Genomic DNA, 14,616 nt, shown 5'->3' with positions numbered 1-14,616 from the left:
CTATCCTCCGATCTTGTCCAGCACTTCGGCCTGGTAGCGGCCGACGAAGCGGCGGATTTCGTCGATGTCGGTGCTGCCCGACTCGGCGGCCGACACGATCAGCCGGTCGAGGCCCGACTCGGCGTACCTCTCGATGAGGCCCAAGTCGAACGACCCGCCCAGCTGGTAGCTGCCCGGCCACACCGTCATCTCAATGGCGTCGGGGTCCCGGCCGTGCTCGATGGCGGTGGCCCGGATGGTGGCCACCCGGTCGGCATAGTCCTCCGGCGAGATCACGTAAGGGTAGAAGCCGTCGCCAATTCTCCCGGCCCGACGGGCGGCCCGGCCGGTACTGCCCCCGATGACGATGGGCGGGCCGCCGGGCTGGGCCGGGTTGGGCAGGCTCTCGCACTCGGTGAAACTCACGGCGTTGCTCTCGTAGGTGCGGTAGCCGGGGGCCCACAGCTCCCGCAGGGCGCCAATGCACTCGTCGAGCCGCTCCCCTCGGCCCTCATAGGGCACCCCGCAGGCGGCGTACTCCTCGATCTGCCAGCCGCTGCCCACCCCGAGGATCACCCTCCCGCCGCTGAGGGCATCGAGAGTGGCCACCCGCTTGGCCATCACCGCGGGCGGATGCAGGGGCAGCACCACCACCCCGGTGCCCAGCCGCACCCGCTCGGTGACCGAGGCCATGAACGCCAGCATCTCCAGCGGGTCGGGCATCACCACGCCGGGGGCGCCAGGCATACGGCCCGACTCCGAGTACGAATAGCGGGGCTCGTAGTTGTTGGCCACCACCACGTGCTCCACCGTCCAGATCGACTCCACTCCCTCTTCGTCCATCGCCTGAGCGAATTGGGTGATCCAGCGGGCGTCGGTGACCACCGACTCGTGCATGTGGGGAAGGACTCCAAGACTGACCATGGGCAGCAGACTACGCCCTGCCCGCCCGGCGCGGGCCACTGTCTGGCTGACGGGTTAGCTTCATGGCATGCCGGAGCATCTGGTGATCGACGTGGACGGCCACGTGTTCGAGCCCGACGAGCTGTGGGAGCAGTACCTCCCAGCCCGGTTCCACGAGCGCCGGCCCCGGATGATCACCGATGAGCGGGGCACCACCCGCTATGTGATCGAGGGCAAGGTGATCCCCCCGGGCACTGGTGTGGGGGCCTGGGCCCCCGAGGGCATCCGGGAGTCCACCACCCTCCGGGAGGGCGGGGTCGACTCCTCGCTCCGGCTGGCCGATATGGACACCGAGGGCATCGACGTCGCCGTGCTGTACGGGGCGATGTCCCTCGGCCTGTATGCCGGAGCAGACCAAGAGCTGACTGTGGCCTGCTGTCGGGCCTACAACAACTGGCTGGCCGACTGGTGCTCGGCCGACCCCAAGCGTTTGCGGGGCACTCCCGCGCTGCCGCTGAAGTGGATGGGCGAGGCGGTGGCCGAAGCCGAGCGGTGCGTAACCGAGCTGGGGTTCGTGTCGCTGACCGTTCCCTGCGCGGTGGGCGACCGCAATCCCGATCACCCCGACAACGACCCGCTCTACCACCTGGCTGAGCAGCTCGACGTGCCCTTGGGCTTCCACGCTGGCGGCTGCCGGTTCGCCAATGGCCGGTTCACCGACGCCTATGCCCAGCTCCACGTGATCGAGTTCCCGTTCAACCTGATGTTCGCGGCCACCACCCTGATCTGCGGCGGGGTGTTCGAGCGGTTCAAGCGGCTCCGGATCGCCTTGCTGGAAGGCGGCGTGGGCTGGGTTCCCCACACCATGGAGCGCCTGAACGAGCACTATGAGTACCGAAGCCACGAGTTCGACGCCATCACCAAGCCGCCCGGCGAGTACCTGGCCGAAGGGAGGCTGTTCGTATCCACCGAGGGCGAGGACGGCCTGCCCCAGGTGATCGAGCAGATCGGCTGCGACATCATCGTGTGGGCATCGGACTACCCCCACTGGGACAGCGATTTCCCCACTAGCGTGACCGGCGTGACCAACCGCCCCGACCTGGCCGACGCCCACAAACAGGCCATCTTCGAGACCAACCCCAAGCGGCTCTTCGGGTGGGATTGAGCACATGAGCCTGATCACTACTGCCGACACCGTCGAAGAGTGGGTGGCGCTGGCCCACGCCGAGGGGCTGACCGACGGCTTGCCGGTGTATCCTCCCACCCGGGCCACAGTTGATGCCCTGGTGGAGGCGTCGGGCCGGGACCCCGGATTGCTCTTGGGGGCCATCCCCCCGAGGGGCGGGGCGGCCACCGTCGAGGTGGTAGCGGCCAACGCGGCCATGGCCGGCTGTCGGCCCGAGCACTTTAAGGTGGTACTGGCTGCCGTCGAGGCCATGATGGAGGACCGCTTCAACCTGCGGGGGGTGGTCACCACCACCCATCCGTGCTGGCCGTTGGTCATCGTGTCGGGACCAATCGTGGGGCAGCTCGATATGGCCCATACCGAATCGGTGTTCAGCGGTGGCGGGGCCCACGCCAACGCGGCCATCGGTCGGGCCGTCAAGCTGCTGTTGTGGAACGCCGGCGGCGCCACCCCCGGTGAGCCGGTCAAAGAGGTGTTCGGCCACCCCGGCCGCTACGCCTTCTGCGTAGCCGAGTCGCCGGCCAGCCCGTGGCCCCCTCTGCACCAGGCCCGAGGCGTCGACGCGGCCAGCGGGATCACCGTGTTCGCCTGCGAGTCCCCTACCAGTGTGGCCATGTGGGGCACCGACGACACGCCCGTCAACCGCCTGGCCCAACTGGCCGACGCCATGGCCATCAAGGGGTGCAACAACACCCACACCATGGGCGAGACCCTGGTGGTGCTCACCCCCAACGAAGCCCGCCACATGGCCGAGAACAGCTACGACCGGGCCGCCGTGCAAGAGCAACTCTGGCAGCAGGCCCGGCGGCGCATCGGCGACCTCCTCTCCCCCAGCGTTCCTCCCTATGCGTGGTGGCCCGACTGGGTGGATACCGACAATCCCGACACGCTGGTGCCGATCACCGAGCGGCCCGAGGACATCCACGTGATGGTCACCGGGGCGGAGTCCATCCCCTGGATGGCGGTGTGCGCCGGCTGGGGCAACCTAGGCGGCTACGCGGTGAGCCGAGCGCTGGATGGCTAGAACTGGCAGGATTGGAGTGTGAAGTTGAGCGGTGAGCTGGTGGATCCCCGGGGCCAAGTGGTGATCAACGACGGCGCGCTGGCGTCCCGTCGGGGCCACACCCAGGGGCCGCTGACCATCGGTTTCCTGGTCAACGAGTACAACCCCTCGTCTGGCCCCGACTTCACCCGCTACACCGAAGTAATGGAGCAGGAGTTCCGCCACCGACTGGACGTGACCGCCGTGGTCCGCCAGCACAAGCCGGTGCTCAGCCGCCCCGCCGGCGACGACATGCTGGCCTCGTTCCGAGCCTGCGCGGGGGTGGTCAACGGCCTGGCCAAATGAGGCTCATGCACGTCGGGCAGTGTGCTCGACGCCGTCAACCTGGAGAGGCTCGGCATCCCCACTGTCACCGTGGTCACTGAGCCCTTCACCCTGGCAGCCGACACCGTGGCCCGCTCCTTAGGCATGCCCGACGTCCCCCGGGTGGTGATCCCCCACGACTACCTCAGCGAAGACACCGACGCCATCGCCAAAAAACTCGAGCCCCACTTGGAGGAAATAATTTGCCAACTATTTCTCGATTAGTTTAACCTTTTGTCACCTTATATTTTATTTCCTGTTGCTTGAGAATAGGGCGTATAAAAAGAAGCAAGGCAACAGCAACTGCCAACATTATTGGGGTGTCGCGGTAAAGGAATTCTCTTACTCGACCCTCTTCATCAGATGTCTTTGCTCCGTTCAAGCAAAAGAACATGAACATTGGAAGTACAAATAACGGTGCCTTCCAATTGTGTGTGTAAACGTCGGTTCCTTTAAGCGACATGCCAGCTAGAACCGCAAAGGATAACGCACCGATAAGTCCCAACAGCAGCACAAACAAGCTGAGTGTTCCACTATTGATCTGAACGGCATACAGCACTCCAAAGAACACAGCTGCCGCGGACATGACCAAGTGTGTCAGGTATGGAGGTCTTCCTATGTTGTGTCGACTGACGTCATAGTACTGTGCGGCAAAAAGTGCCGCACCAAACAAGAGCAGAGCAAATCCGAGTCCCATGCCATTCGATTCCGTAACATGCCAGCCATACCCAGCCAAAGCGCTCAACCCTGTCAACATAATCGCAAAAGCCGCAGTCAGCCCTTTACCCACGAAGCCAGTTATTGGATTCCACTCAGCCATATCGGTTACCTTCAACGCGGGCTCAAGCTACATGGGTTGCGGCATGCTTAGCTGTTCTGCTCTTGGAACTCTTCGGGGCTGAGGATGCGGCCGCCGTCTTTGAAGAGGATGTCGTTGTAGCCCTGGCCGGGGGGGATGAACTCGGCCCAGATGGGCTTGTGGTAGCCCACGTAGATGGTGCGGCGGCCACCGGATTTGGGGGCGGCGGTGGGGGGCGGGGCACCGTGCATGGTGTGGCCGTAGTGGACGGTGACATCGCCCGGTGAGGCGTTGATGGCCACCGTGGGCCAGTCGTCACGCACGTGTCGAGACCGACTGGAAGAGTCGCTTGAACCGGCCAGATAGTGGAGTTGGCCGTTGGCCTCAGAGCACTCGTCGAGCTGGATGCCAATGCTCACCGTGGGACAGGTGATGGAGTGCCCGCCGGTGCCGCAGTCCCGGTGCCAAGGCAGATCGGCCATGCCCTCCACGATGCTGGGCAGCTTGATGACCACCGAGACGCCGTCGCCCCGCTCGGGATAGGCGGCGAAGTCGTCTCCTCCCAGGGCACCGATGGCGTCCAAACGGCGGTCGCCAATCAGGCTCAGCATCAGATCGCTGCGGTCGTCCATGTGGGTCACCCGGCAGCACACCTCCTCGCCGTCGGCGTTAATGGCCCACCAGGAGCGGTGGTCGTCGGGGGTGGCCTCGCCGCGCTGACGCTCCACCTCGGCCCGCAAAGTGTCGATCTCCTCGGCGCTGAACACGCCACGGATGTGGAGGAACCCAGCCTCATTGAGATACCGGCTCATCTCCTCGTGGTCGTCGTCCAGAGTGAAGCTGCGGGACAGATCCACCGTGGGCTCCCATCCCTCATACAGGGGACGGCCGTGGTACATGGCCAACAGCACCGGCTCGAAGTCCTCGAACAACCCGAAATCGCCCCGGACCATCTCGGCGGCCTCGGAATACAGCAGGCCGACCCAGGTCCACAGCTCGGCCACGTAGTTCGACCAGTTCTGCTCGCTGACCTCCACCACCAGCTCGGCGTCGTCGCCGGGCCGGACCTCAACCTCACCGTCGCCCACCACATAGGTCACCGACCGGCCATCGGTCAGCCGCCAGGCGAAGCTCTTGACCAGGGCCCCTGCGCCGATGCTCGCGGCCAGCGCCCCGTTGCCCTCAGCCAAGCGCCGGGGCAGCTCATCAGAATGGAATTGTTCGAAGTCCAGGGTGTCGAACAGCGGAAGACGGGGAGCGTGGTCCACTACAGCCATGACGAGAATTTAGCCCAGCGCTGGCGAAGGACCCCGAAGCGACCGCTAGAACTCCATTCCCGCATAGGGGTCAGTGGGATTGCGACGGGCCTCGATGTCGGTGAAGCGCACCGCGGCCGCCTCCGGGGTGATGTCGTGGGTGAACACCCAGAACCGATCCTCCACGATGGCATCCAACACGTTGGCGGCCACTTGGGAGGGGGCGATACCCCGGGCGCTGAGCATCTCCCGCATCGGGGTCAAAATGGCGTTCTGGCTGGCGGTCAGCTCGGCGTCGTAGGGTCGGTTCCGCTCCGACTGGAAGATCCGTGTGTCCACCAGATTGGGGCACAGGCACGACACCCCCACACCCTGGGGGTGCACCTCTCGCCACAGCGACTCGGTCAATCCCACCACGGCGTGCTTTGTGGCGCAGTACATGCCCAGCGCGGTGTTGGTGACCAAACCGGCCTCCGACGCAGTGTTAACGATGTGGCCCTCCCCCGCTTCGACCATGAGCGGGGCAAACGTGATCACACCGTGGGCCACGCCCATCACGTTCACCCCTACGATCCACTCCCACTCCTCAGGGGTGGTCTCCAACATCAGCCCGGCGGGTCCCACCCCGGCGTTGTTGCACACCACATGCACCCCGCCGTATGAAGACAGCGTTTGCTCGGCCAGGTCGTTCACCGAGGCCGCGTCGCTCACATCGCACAGCACGCCCAGCACATCGGCACCCTCGGCCTGAAGTTGGGAAGCCGACGCCGCCAACGCCTCCTCCTCCACATCGGCCATCACCACCGGCATGCCCTCGGAGACGAACTGCTTGGTCATGGCCAAGCCGATCCCGCTGGCCGCCCCCGTAACCACCGCGACCTTGCCCTTGAGCTCCTTCATAACTGCAACTCCTCTCTCCGGCTTCCCGACGCCTCATATTGCCAGGGTCGATAACCGGCCAATGACTTGTAGCCATATCCCATGACAAGGCTGCCGAGGCGACAGGCCATAGTGTGAGAGGAATGGCTGTCCCTGTTGCCGACCTCACCGGAGCCACCGTGATCGTGGCCGGTGCCGGAGGAGGGGGAATCGGCACTTGTTCCTGCGAGGCGGCCCTCGCGGCCGGAGCCAACGTGGTCGCTGTGGAACAGTCTCCAGAGGAGTTGGACAAGCTCGACTTGCTCCCCCGCCCGGTGGTCAAAGTCCAGACCGATCTCACCGCTCCCGACGCTCCGGCGGCCATCGTGCAGGCCGCGCTCGACGCCCATGGCCGCATCGACGGGCTGATCAACGTGGCCGGCGGCACCGGCATCGATGATTTCGGCCCCTTGGTGGACATCGACCGCCAAGGCTGGGACCGGGTCATGGCCAACAACCTTCGCTATGTGGCGTTCCTCAACCGAGCGGTGGCCCGGGCCATGATCGACGGCGGCGCCAGCGGGGCCATGGTCAACGTCTCCTCGGTGAGCAGCCTGGCCTCCCAGCCCTTCCTGGCTGCTTACGGAGCGGCCAAAGCCGGGCTCAACTCGCTCACCCGCACCATGGCTGTGGAGTGGGGCGGCCACGGCATCCGGGTCAACGCCGTCGCCCCCGGCACCATAACCACGCCCCGGGCCGGTGATCATGAGTCGCTCGAAGCGACCAAACGGGCCATCCCCCTGGGGCGTCGAGGCCATCCCGCCGAGATCGCTGCCGCCGCGGTGTTCTTGCTCAGCCCCCAGGCCAGCTACATCACCGGACAGGTGTTGGCGGTAGACGGCGGCATGTCGGTGAAACTGGCCATGCTGGGCGACGACAATGCCCCGGTGTTCGTCACCGACCCCGAGGTCAGAGCCCGGATGATGGGAAGCGATTCCCCGTGAGCGACGAGAAAAACAGCAGCAAGCGCCATCGGTTCTCCGACTGGGCCGGGCAGGACGACAATGCCCCGGAGTTGGTGGCCGCAGCCACCGTGGTGCTGCTGCGCGACGCCCCGGGAGGACTGGAGACCCTGATGATGCGGCGCAGCTCCAAGCTCAGCTTCGTCGGCGGGATGTGGGTATTCCCCGGCGGCCGAGTCGACGACGACGATTATCCCGCCGACCGGCCCGATGACATCTACGCTGCCAGCCTGACCGCGGCAGTACGGGAAGCCGCTGAGGAGGCCGACCTCGCCATCGCCATCGACGACTTGGTGCCCTACTCCCACTGGGTGCCCCCCACCACCATCAACAAGCGGTTTGCCACCTGGTTCTTCTTGGCCCCTGCGCCCGCCGGCTCCGTCACCGTGGACGGCGGCGAGATCAAAGAGCACGCCTGGTGGCGACCGGCCGACACCCTGGCCCGCCACCAGGCGGGTGAGGTCGAGATGGTCCCCCCCACGTTCATCACCCTGATGGAGCTGGCCGAGCACCCCACCGTCGACCACGCCTTGGCCGCCGCCCACAGCCGGGCCGACGACATCCCCCACTACGAGACCCACATCGCCCTCGACGGCAAAGTCCCGGTGTCGCTGTGGCACGGCGATGCCGGCTACGACACCCATGATGCCGGCGCGCCCGGCCCCCGGCACCGTCTCACCCTGCACGAGGGGGGCTGGCGGTTCGAGCGGACATGACCGGAGGTGTTCTCCGTCGAGCTGCGGGAGTGAGATGGGCACTGGCCGTGGTTGCTTTTGTGGTCGCGGCGGCCATCGGCGCCTGCGGATCGGGCTCCAACGGCCCCGCTGCTGGGGATCGCCCCACCGCCACACCGGCCGACTCACAGCCCCCCGCCACCGCCACTCCTCCCCCCGACCTCGGCCCGGTGATCTACGTCGATCCCGTCTACCAGCCCAACGGCAACCGATTGGCCACCGGCTCGGGGCTGGGCACCGGGTTCATCCAGCAAATCACCACCAAGGACATCAACCTGGGCGATGTCCCGACCTGGGTCACCGGCACCAGCACCCCCGACGGGGACGTCTGGGCAGTTGCCCTGGCCGACGGAACGGTGTACGGCTATCAGATCCCCATTGGGGGCCAGCCCTCCCCCATCAACATCCCCGGCGACCGGCTGGCCCCCGGCCAGCCACCGGTGTTGGCTGTACAGGGCAATTCGGTGCGACTGGCCACCACACCGGCCAACGCGTCACCCAACAGCGTGCCCGTGTACCTGACGGGCAATCGAGCTGCCTACGTGGACAACCTCCAGCGGCTCACCGTGCTGGAGCCCGACGGCACACTGTGGCGTCCCGAGCTCAAAGTGCTTCCCGACACCCGGGTGGTCCAAATCAGCCCGGAAAAGGTGCTGGTGCTGGCCGAGCCCACCGACCGCTTCCCCCATTCGGCATTGGGCGACAATCTGGAGGCCACGGCAGTGGTGGTGGTCACCGTTGGAGTGAACGAGGTGGACACCATCTACCAGTCTGGAGACGACGTCATCGAGTCCATTGCACCCCTGCTGGCCGATGTGGATGGCGATGGGATCCACGATGTGGTGCTCACCGTCAGCAATGACAGCGAAATCTGGTTTGAGGTGGCCTCTAGCACTGGCGGCGGTGTGGTGGCGATCAGCGATCCGGTGGACCGATTGTTGGGCTGGCGCCACCTGGTAGCGGTGGGGCCGCTCAGTCCCACCGGGCAAACCGAGATCGTCGAAGTCCTCTACCCCGACGCCCAGGGATCGGTGAGGTTCTTGAGTTTGAGCGGAGGCAGATTAGGGGTTGTGGCAACTAGAACGGGTTACCAGTCCCATGAGTTCGGCGCCCGGAACCTCGAGCAGGCCGTGGCCGCCGACGTCGACCGGGACAGCTATGTCGAAGTGATCCTCCCCACGCTCGACCGGCAGCACATCGCCGGCGTGCGCCACGGCCCCGACGGCGCTGTGGACATGTGGAGCCGCCCGCTCGGCGGCACACTGGCCACCAACATCGCAGTGCTCACCCGTCCCGACGGCACGATGTCAGTAGCCGCCGCCACCATCGAGGGCTCTTTGCGCATCTGGCAGTGACCGGTTCGGTGGTCAGCCTTCACATTGGCGAATCGTCCCATCTCGATTCCCAGCCGGTAACTTCGGAGCCTGATGGCTCCTGACACCGCCGCAACCTCGGCCACCGAAGTCGACCCGGCGCGGGGCCTCACCGCCGAGCAGGTGGCTGAGCGGGTGGCCGCCGGACGCACCAACCAGGTACCGGATGCCCCGGTACGCACGCTGTCCCAGATTCTGCGAGCCAACGTGTTCTCCCCGGTGAACGGGATCATGCTGGCCCTGTTCGCCGCCATCTTGGTGGCCGGGTTTCCCCGCGACGGGCTGTTCGTCGGGGTGGTGGTGTCCAACGCCGTCATCGGCGTGGCCCAGGAGATCCGGGCCAAGCGCGAACTGGACAAGCTGGCGGTGCTCAGCGCCCCCAAGGCGCGGGTGGTGCGCGATGGGGAGGTCGCCGAAGTCGGGGTCAGCGAGGTCGTGGCCGACGAGGTGCTGGAGCTGGCCCCGGGCGACCAGGTGGTGGTGGACGGGGAGGTGCTTACCTCCTCTGGCCTGGAGGCCGACGAGTCGCTGCTGACTGGGGAAGCCGACCCCATCGAAAAGGAGCCCGGCGATGAACTGTTGTCGGGCAGCTTCGTGGCCGCGGGCAGTGGTCGCTACCAGGCCACCCGCATCGGGGCCAAGTCCTACGCCAGCTCGCTGTCGGAAGAGGCCAAGCGCTTCACCCTGGTCAACAGCGAGCTGCGCCGGGGCATCGACACCGTGCTGCGCTGGCTGATCATCATCATTCCCCCCGCCTCGGCTCTGCTGATATTGGTGCTGCTCGACACCGAGGACCGCTGGCAGAACGCGCTTCAGGGCACGGTGGCCGCCGCGGTGGCCATGGTTCCCGACGGGCTGGTGCTTCTGACCAGCCTCTCCTTCGTAGCCGGGGTAGTCGCCTTAGCTCGCCGCCGGGCGTTGGCCAAAGAGCTGGCCACCGTGGAGTTGCTGGCCCGCACCGATGTGCTGTGCTTGGACAAGACCGGCACCATCACCACCGGCCACATCAGCTTCGGCGACGTGGAGAGCTTGCCCGGTGTGGATCCCAGCCTGGTGGCCACTGCCCTCGGGGCCATGGCCCACGCCGACGAGGCCCCCAATGCCACCATGCTGGCGGTGCGTGACGCCTACCCCGCTCCCGACGACAGCGATGCCGGTGGCTGGTCGCCGGTGGGGACTATCCCGTTTTCGAGCGCCCGCAAGTGGTCGGCTATGGAATTCCGCAGCCATGGAGCCTTCTATTTCGGAGCCCCCGACGTGATTGCCGGCGACCTCCCCGCGGTAATGGACCAGGTGGCGGTCCACGCCGAAGCGGGACGCCGCACCCTGTTGTTGGCCCGAAGCCCTGAGCCGCTGGCCGATGAGACCCTGCCCGAGAGCCGGACCCCGCTGGCCCTGATCTTGCTGGAAGACACCATCCGCCCCGACGCCCCCGAGATCCTGGCCTTCTTCCGGGAGCAGGGGGTGAACCTCAAGGTGATTTCCGGTGACCACACCGCCACGGTGGCCGCCGTGGCCAAGCGGGCCGGCATCCCCAATGCCCAAAACCACATCGACGCCCGGGAGCTGCCCGAAGACACCGACGAGATGGCCGCCGCCCTGGCCGACAACGCCGTGTTCGGCCGAGTCACCCCCCAGCAGAAGCAGGCCATGGTGGGCGCGCTCCAGTCGAGGGGCCACACCGTGGCCATGACCGGCGACGGCGTCAACGACGTGCTGGCCCTGAAGAACGCCGACATGGGCATCGCCATGGGCAGCGGCTCGGCCTCCACCCGGGCGGTGGCCCAACTGGTGCTGCTCGACAACTCGTTCGCCACCCTGCCCGAGGTGCTGGCCCAGGGGCGCAAGGTGATCAACAACGTGGAGCGGGTGGCCAACCTGTTCGTGACCAAGGCGGCCTACGCCGTGCTGCTCACCGCGCTGGTGGGCATCTTCACCGTGGAATACCCGTTCCTCCCCCGCCATCTCACCCTGGTGGGCACCTTCTCCATCGGCGTGCCCGGCCTGTTCTTGGCCCTGGCCCCCAGCACCGAGCTGATCCGTCCTGGATTCTTGGCCCGGGTGCTGCGGTTCTCCATCCCCGCCGGGGTGTTGGCCGCGGTGGCATCCTTCTTCGTCTACGAGATCGCCCGCCGCCACGGTGAGGGCGATTACGTGGACAAAGTACTGCCCGAGGCCCGCACCGTGGCCACATTCACCCTGTTGGGAGTCGGGCTGGTGATCTTGGTGGTGATCAGCCGCCCGCTGCGGCCGTGGAAGATCGGCCTGGCCGCGGCCATGGGCGGGTCGTATCTGATCGTGATGGTGTGGCCATGGGCGCGGAATTTCTTTGAGCTGGACGTGCCCCCGGCATGGATGTGGATCCCGACCATCGCAGCGGTGGTGATCGCCGGCGCGGGCGTGGTCACCATCCCCCGGGCCTTGAGGAGATACCAGGACCAGTGACTGACGACTACCAAGACATCGCCTATTCGGTGGACAACCGGGTGGCGGTGATCACGCTGAACCGTCCCGAGAAGCTCAACGCCTTCAGCACGCTGATGGGCACCGAGCTTGCCGACGCCCTGCGCCGCAGCGATGGCGACGAGGAGGTGCGGGCGGTGGTTATGACCGGCGCCGGCCGCGCCTTTTGCGCGGGGGCCGACTTTTCCGGCGGACCAGGAGTGTTCGGTACCCCCAACCCCGACAGCTTCCGCTCTGACGCCCTGGAGTTCCACCCCTGGGACGTGCGCAAGCCGGTCATCGCCGCCATCAACGGCCATGCGGTGGGCCTGGGCATGACTATGGCCCTTCAATGCGACATCCGCTACATCGCCACCGACGCCCGCTGGGGCATCGTGCAGAACCGCCGGGGAGTGCTTCCCGACTTTCGCTCCCACTGGACCCTGCCTCGCACCGTGGGCCACGCCAAAGCGCTCGAGATTCTGCTCACCGGCCAGATGTACACCGGCGAAGAGGCTGCCCAAATGGGGCTGGCCACCGCCGCCCTGCCCGCCGAAGAGGTATTGCCCACCGCCCTGGAGACTGCCCGCGACATCGCCGTCAACGTGGCCCCAGTGTCGGTGGCCCTCAGCAAGCGCCTGCTGTGGACTACCTCACCCGGCGACCAAGGAGTGATCAACGAGCTGGAGCGCCGCATCCACCTCCACGTCATGGGCCAGCCCGATGCCACCGAGGGAGTCATGGCCTTTCTGGAAAAGCGCCCCCCGGAATGGTCACTCACCCTGGCCGACCACTGGCCCGACTGGATGCCCGCTGCTACTGAGGACGAGTAGAGGCACCCAAGACGAGTAGAACTGCTGAAGATCAGTAGGGTCGGGCCATGCGCATCGGCATCTACATGGACCTGCGGAACCCACCGGAGTGGCAAAAGCCCTGGCCCGACTTCTATCGGCAGTCGCTGGAGCTGGCCGTGCAGGCCGAGGAGTGGGGGGCCGACTCGGTGTGGCTCAGCGAACACCACTTCTTCGAGGACGGCTATCTGCCCCAGCCCCTCACCTTCGCCGCCGCGGTGGCGGCACGAACTAAGCGCGTCAGGATCGGCACCGCGGTGCTGCTGGCTCCGCTTCGTCTCGCTCCGCAGATCGCCGAGGAGGCCGCGGTGGCCGACCAGATCAGCAACGGCCGGATCGATCTGGGGCTGGGCGCGGGCTACGTGTACGACGAGTTCGAGGCCTACGGGGCCGACCTGTCCAAGCGCTACACCACCACCGACCAACGGGTGCGGGAGGTACGGGAGTTGATGGACGGCGGCGTCGTCACCCCGCCGGCGGTGCAGCACCCCTTCCCCATCTGGTTGGGCTACAACGGTCCTCAGGGCGCCCGCCGAGCCGGACGGCTGGGCTGCGGCCTGCTGTCGATCAACCCGGCTTCGCTGGAGCCCTACACCGAGGGCCTGACCGAGGGCGGTCACGATCCGGGTATCGCCAAGATGGCCGGGGTGGTGAGCATGGTGGTGGCCGACGATCCCGAGGAAGCCTACGAGCGCATCCTCCCCCACCTGGCCTGGCAGCTCAACACTTACCGGGCCGCGGGGGCATCGGGCACCGGCAAGACCCCCAGCCCGCTCACGGTGGAAAAGCTGCGGGAGCGGCGCAGCACCATGGGGGTCATCTCCCCGATGGAGGTGTTGACCCCCGACGAGGCCATAGCCCATTTGGGCCGCTTGTCGGAGGGCATCCCCATGGTGGAGGCCTACTGCTGGACCAGCATCGCCAGCATGCCCGACGACTTGGCCCATCGCCATACCGAACTGCTGTGTACTGCGGTGCGCGAAGGAGTAGCCGACCTATGAGCAACCCGTCTGAGAATCTGCCGCTGGCCGGTATGGCCGCCCTAGTCACCGGGGGTGCCGGCGGCATCGGCCGATCCACGGCTCGGCTGCTGGTGGCCGACGGCGCCCACGTGGTGATCGCCAGCCGCAACGCGGGCCATCTCCAGGAGGTTGCCGACGAGCTCGGGCCGCTGGCCGCCGAATCAGGCGGCTCGATCCGCTGGACGGCCTGCGACGCCACCGACAGCGATCAAATCTTGGCCGCGGTGTCGCTGGCCGCCGAGCCCGCCGGTCGGCTCGACATGGCGGTATCGGTGCCCGGCGGAGGGGTCATGGCCGCGGTGCTCGACTACGAGCCGGAGCAGGTTGCCGAAACGGTCAGCTTTAACGTGGTGGTCCCATTCATCATGATCAAGCACGCCGGACGCCACATGGCCGACGCCGGAGGAGGCTCTATCGTGGCGGTGTCGTCCACCTCTGCCATCCAATCCTGTCGCTTCTTGGCCCCATACTGCGCGGGCAAAGCTGGCGTGGACGCTCTTGTCAGGGTGGCCGCCGACGAACTAGGCGACCGGAATGTCCGAGTCAACGCGGTGCGCCCGGGGTTGACCGCAACCGACACTACCCAGGGCTTGGCGAACAACGACTCCGTGGTGGCCCAGTACCTCGAACAGCAGCCCCTCCAGCGCATCGGCCGTCCCGACGACATTGCCGGGGCCATCCGCTATCTGGCCGGCCCGGAGTCGAGCTTCACCACCGGCCAGTTCATCACCGTTGACGGGGGCCACACTCTGCGCTCGTTCGTGGACTTCACCGACGTGGTGGCCGCCCGCGCCCAGAGCTGAGCACAGGCGGTCAGCCAGGAGC

The 14,616-nt window shown here is 66.6% G+C and carries 14 protein-coding genes and 1 pseudogene; 11 read left to right on the top strand and 4 right to left on the bottom strand.

From position 1 onward, the window contains the following. A complete protein-coding gene (locus ACOGI7_RS05025; RefSeq protein ID WP_419850819.1) occupies nt 1-903 on the bottom strand; it encodes an LLM class F420-dependent oxidoreductase in 903 nt (300 codons plus the stop codon). Between the two features lie 67 nt (nt 904-970). Here ACOGI7_RS05025 and ACOGI7_RS05020 point away from each other — a divergent pair, with 67 nt between their 5' ends. From ACOGI7_RS05020 to ACOGI7_RS05005, 4 genes and pseudogenes are all read left to right on the top strand, one after another. Further along, entirely contained in the window at nt 971-2,047 is a 1,077-nt protein-coding gene (locus ACOGI7_RS05020; RefSeq protein WP_419850818.1) for an amidohydrolase family protein, read from the top strand. A gap of 4 nt (nt 2,048-2,051) precedes the next feature. Further along, entirely contained in the window at nt 2,052-3,092 is a 1,041-nt protein-coding gene (locus ACOGI7_RS05015) for a hypothetical protein (RefSeq protein WP_419850817.1), read from the top strand. A gap of 18 nt (nt 3,093-3,110) precedes the next feature. Then, nucleotides 3,111-3,416: a hypothetical protein gene (locus tag ACOGI7_RS05010; protein ID WP_419850816.1), complete on the top strand. Its 306-nt coding sequence runs from the start codon at nt 3,111-3,113 to the stop codon at nt 3,414-3,416. A 12-nt stretch (nt 3,417-3,428) separates the two neighbouring features. Further along, nucleotides 3,429-3,659, top strand: a pseudogene (locus tag ACOGI7_RS05005) (UGSC family (seleno)protein); the annotation flags it as partial. Nucleotide 3,660: 1 nt separating this feature from the next. Here the strand turns inward: ACOGI7_RS05005 and ACOGI7_RS05000 are convergent. The 3 genes from ACOGI7_RS05000 to ACOGI7_RS04990 are packed head-to-tail and all read right to left on the bottom strand — an operon-like array spanning nt 3,661 to nt 6,389. Then, a complete protein-coding gene (locus ACOGI7_RS05000; protein ID WP_419850815.1) occupies nt 3,661-4,254 on the bottom strand; it encodes a hypothetical protein in 594 nt (197 codons plus the stop codon). A gap of 47 nt (nt 4,255-4,301) precedes the next feature. Continuing rightward, nucleotides 4,302-5,510 (bottom strand): phytanoyl-CoA dioxygenase family protein, encoded by a 1,209-nt coding sequence (locus ACOGI7_RS04995; protein ID WP_419850814.1) that lies wholly within the window; start codon nt 5,508-5,510, stop codon nt 4,302-4,304. Between the two features lie 45 nt (nt 5,511-5,555). Continuing rightward, entirely contained in the window at nt 5,556-6,389 is an 834-nt protein-coding gene (locus tag ACOGI7_RS04990; RefSeq protein ID WP_419850813.1) for an SDR family NAD(P)-dependent oxidoreductase, read from the bottom strand. 122 nt (nt 6,390-6,511) lie between these two features. Here ACOGI7_RS04990 and ACOGI7_RS04985 point away from each other — a divergent pair, with 122 nt between their 5' ends. The 7 genes from ACOGI7_RS04985 to ACOGI7_RS04955 all read left to right on the top strand — a co-directional run bounded on the left by ACOGI7_RS04985 (nt 6,512) and on the right by ACOGI7_RS04955 (nt 14,594). After that, nucleotides 6,512-7,351, top strand: coding sequence for an SDR family NAD(P)-dependent oxidoreductase (locus tag ACOGI7_RS04985; protein ID WP_419850812.1), 840 nt, complete (start codon nt 6,512-6,514; stop codon nt 7,349-7,351). Next, on the top strand, nt 7,348-8,085 hold the full coding sequence (locus tag ACOGI7_RS04980) for an NUDIX hydrolase (RefSeq protein WP_419850811.1): 738 nt from the start codon (nt 7,348-7,350) through the stop codon (nt 8,083-8,085). The genes ACOGI7_RS04985 and ACOGI7_RS04980 overlap by 4 nt, the downstream gene beginning before the upstream one ends. Before the next feature lie 47 nt (nt 8,086-8,132). Continuing rightward, on the top strand, nt 8,133-9,458 hold the full coding sequence (locus ACOGI7_RS04975) for a hypothetical protein (RefSeq protein WP_419850810.1): 1,326 nt from the start codon (nt 8,133-8,135) through the stop codon (nt 9,456-9,458). A 72-nt stretch (nt 9,459-9,530) separates the two neighbouring features. Beyond that, nucleotides 9,531-11,921 (top strand): HAD-IC family P-type ATPase, encoded by a 2,391-nt coding sequence (locus ACOGI7_RS04970; protein ID WP_419850809.1) that lies wholly within the window; start codon nt 9,531-9,533, stop codon nt 11,919-11,921. Next, on the top strand, nt 11,918-12,751 hold the full coding sequence (locus ACOGI7_RS04965) for an enoyl-CoA hydratase-related protein (RefSeq protein ID WP_419850808.1): 834 nt from the start codon (nt 11,918-11,920) through the stop codon (nt 12,749-12,751). The genes ACOGI7_RS04970 and ACOGI7_RS04965 overlap by 4 nt, the downstream gene beginning before the upstream one ends. A 47-nt stretch (nt 12,752-12,798) precedes the next feature. Then, the gene (locus ACOGI7_RS04960; RefSeq protein ID WP_419850807.1) at nt 12,799-13,770 is read left to right on the top strand and encodes an LLM class flavin-dependent oxidoreductase; all 972 of its coding nucleotides are present in this window, start codon (nt 12,799-12,801) and stop codon (nt 13,768-13,770) included. Next, nucleotides 13,767-14,594: an SDR family NAD(P)-dependent oxidoreductase gene (locus ACOGI7_RS04955; protein ID WP_419850806.1), complete on the top strand. Its 828-nt coding sequence runs from the start codon at nt 13,767-13,769 to the stop codon at nt 14,592-14,594. The genes ACOGI7_RS04960 and ACOGI7_RS04955 overlap by 4 nt, the downstream gene beginning before the upstream one ends. The last annotated feature ends 22 nt before the right edge of the window (nt 14,595-14,616 follow it).

The organism is Candidatus Poriferisocius sp., from assembly GCF_965204145.1.
Classification (GTDB): Bacteria; Actinomycetota; Acidimicrobiia; order Acidimicrobiales; family Bin134; genus Poriferisocius.
The sequence above is the reverse complement of the archived record's forward strand: the minus strand, read 5'-3'. Positions and strand labels throughout refer to the sequence as shown.

Coding starts and splice junctions, on each gene's coding strand:
- ACOGI7_RS04960 (WP_419850807.1), top strand. CDS start 12,799: ATGCGCATCGGCATCTACATGGACCTGCGGAACCCACCGGAGTGGCAA.
- ACOGI7_RS04995 (WP_419850814.1), bottom strand. CDS start 5,510: ATGGCTGTAGTGGACCACGCTCCCCGTCTTCCGCTGTTCGACACCCTG.
- ACOGI7_RS05015 (WP_419850817.1), top strand. CDS start 2,052: ATGAGCCTGATCACTACTGCCGACACCGTCGAAGAGTGGGTGGCGCTG.
- ACOGI7_RS04990 (WP_419850813.1), bottom strand. CDS start 6,389: ATGAAGGAGCTCAAGGGCAAGGTCGCGGTGGTTACGGGGGCGGCCAGC.
- ACOGI7_RS04970 (WP_419850809.1), top strand. CDS start 9,531: ATGGCTCCTGACACCGCCGCAACCTCGGCCACCGAAGTCGACCCGGCG.
- ACOGI7_RS04955 (WP_419850806.1), top strand. CDS start 13,767: ATGAGCAACCCGTCTGAGAATCTGCCGCTGGCCGGTATGGCCGCCCTA.
- ACOGI7_RS05020 (WP_419850818.1), top strand. CDS start 971: ATGCCGGAGCATCTGGTGATCGACGTGGACGGCCACGTGTTCGAGCCC.
- ACOGI7_RS04985 (WP_419850812.1), top strand. CDS start 6,512: ATGGCTGTCCCTGTTGCCGACCTCACCGGAGCCACCGTGATCGTGGCC.
- ACOGI7_RS05025 (WP_419850819.1), bottom strand. CDS start 903: ATGGTCAGTCTTGGAGTCCTTCCCCACATGCACGAGTCGGTGGTCACC.
- ACOGI7_RS05000 (WP_419850815.1), bottom strand. CDS start 4,254: ATGGCTGAGTGGAATCCAATAACTGGCTTCGTGGGTAAAGGGCTGACT.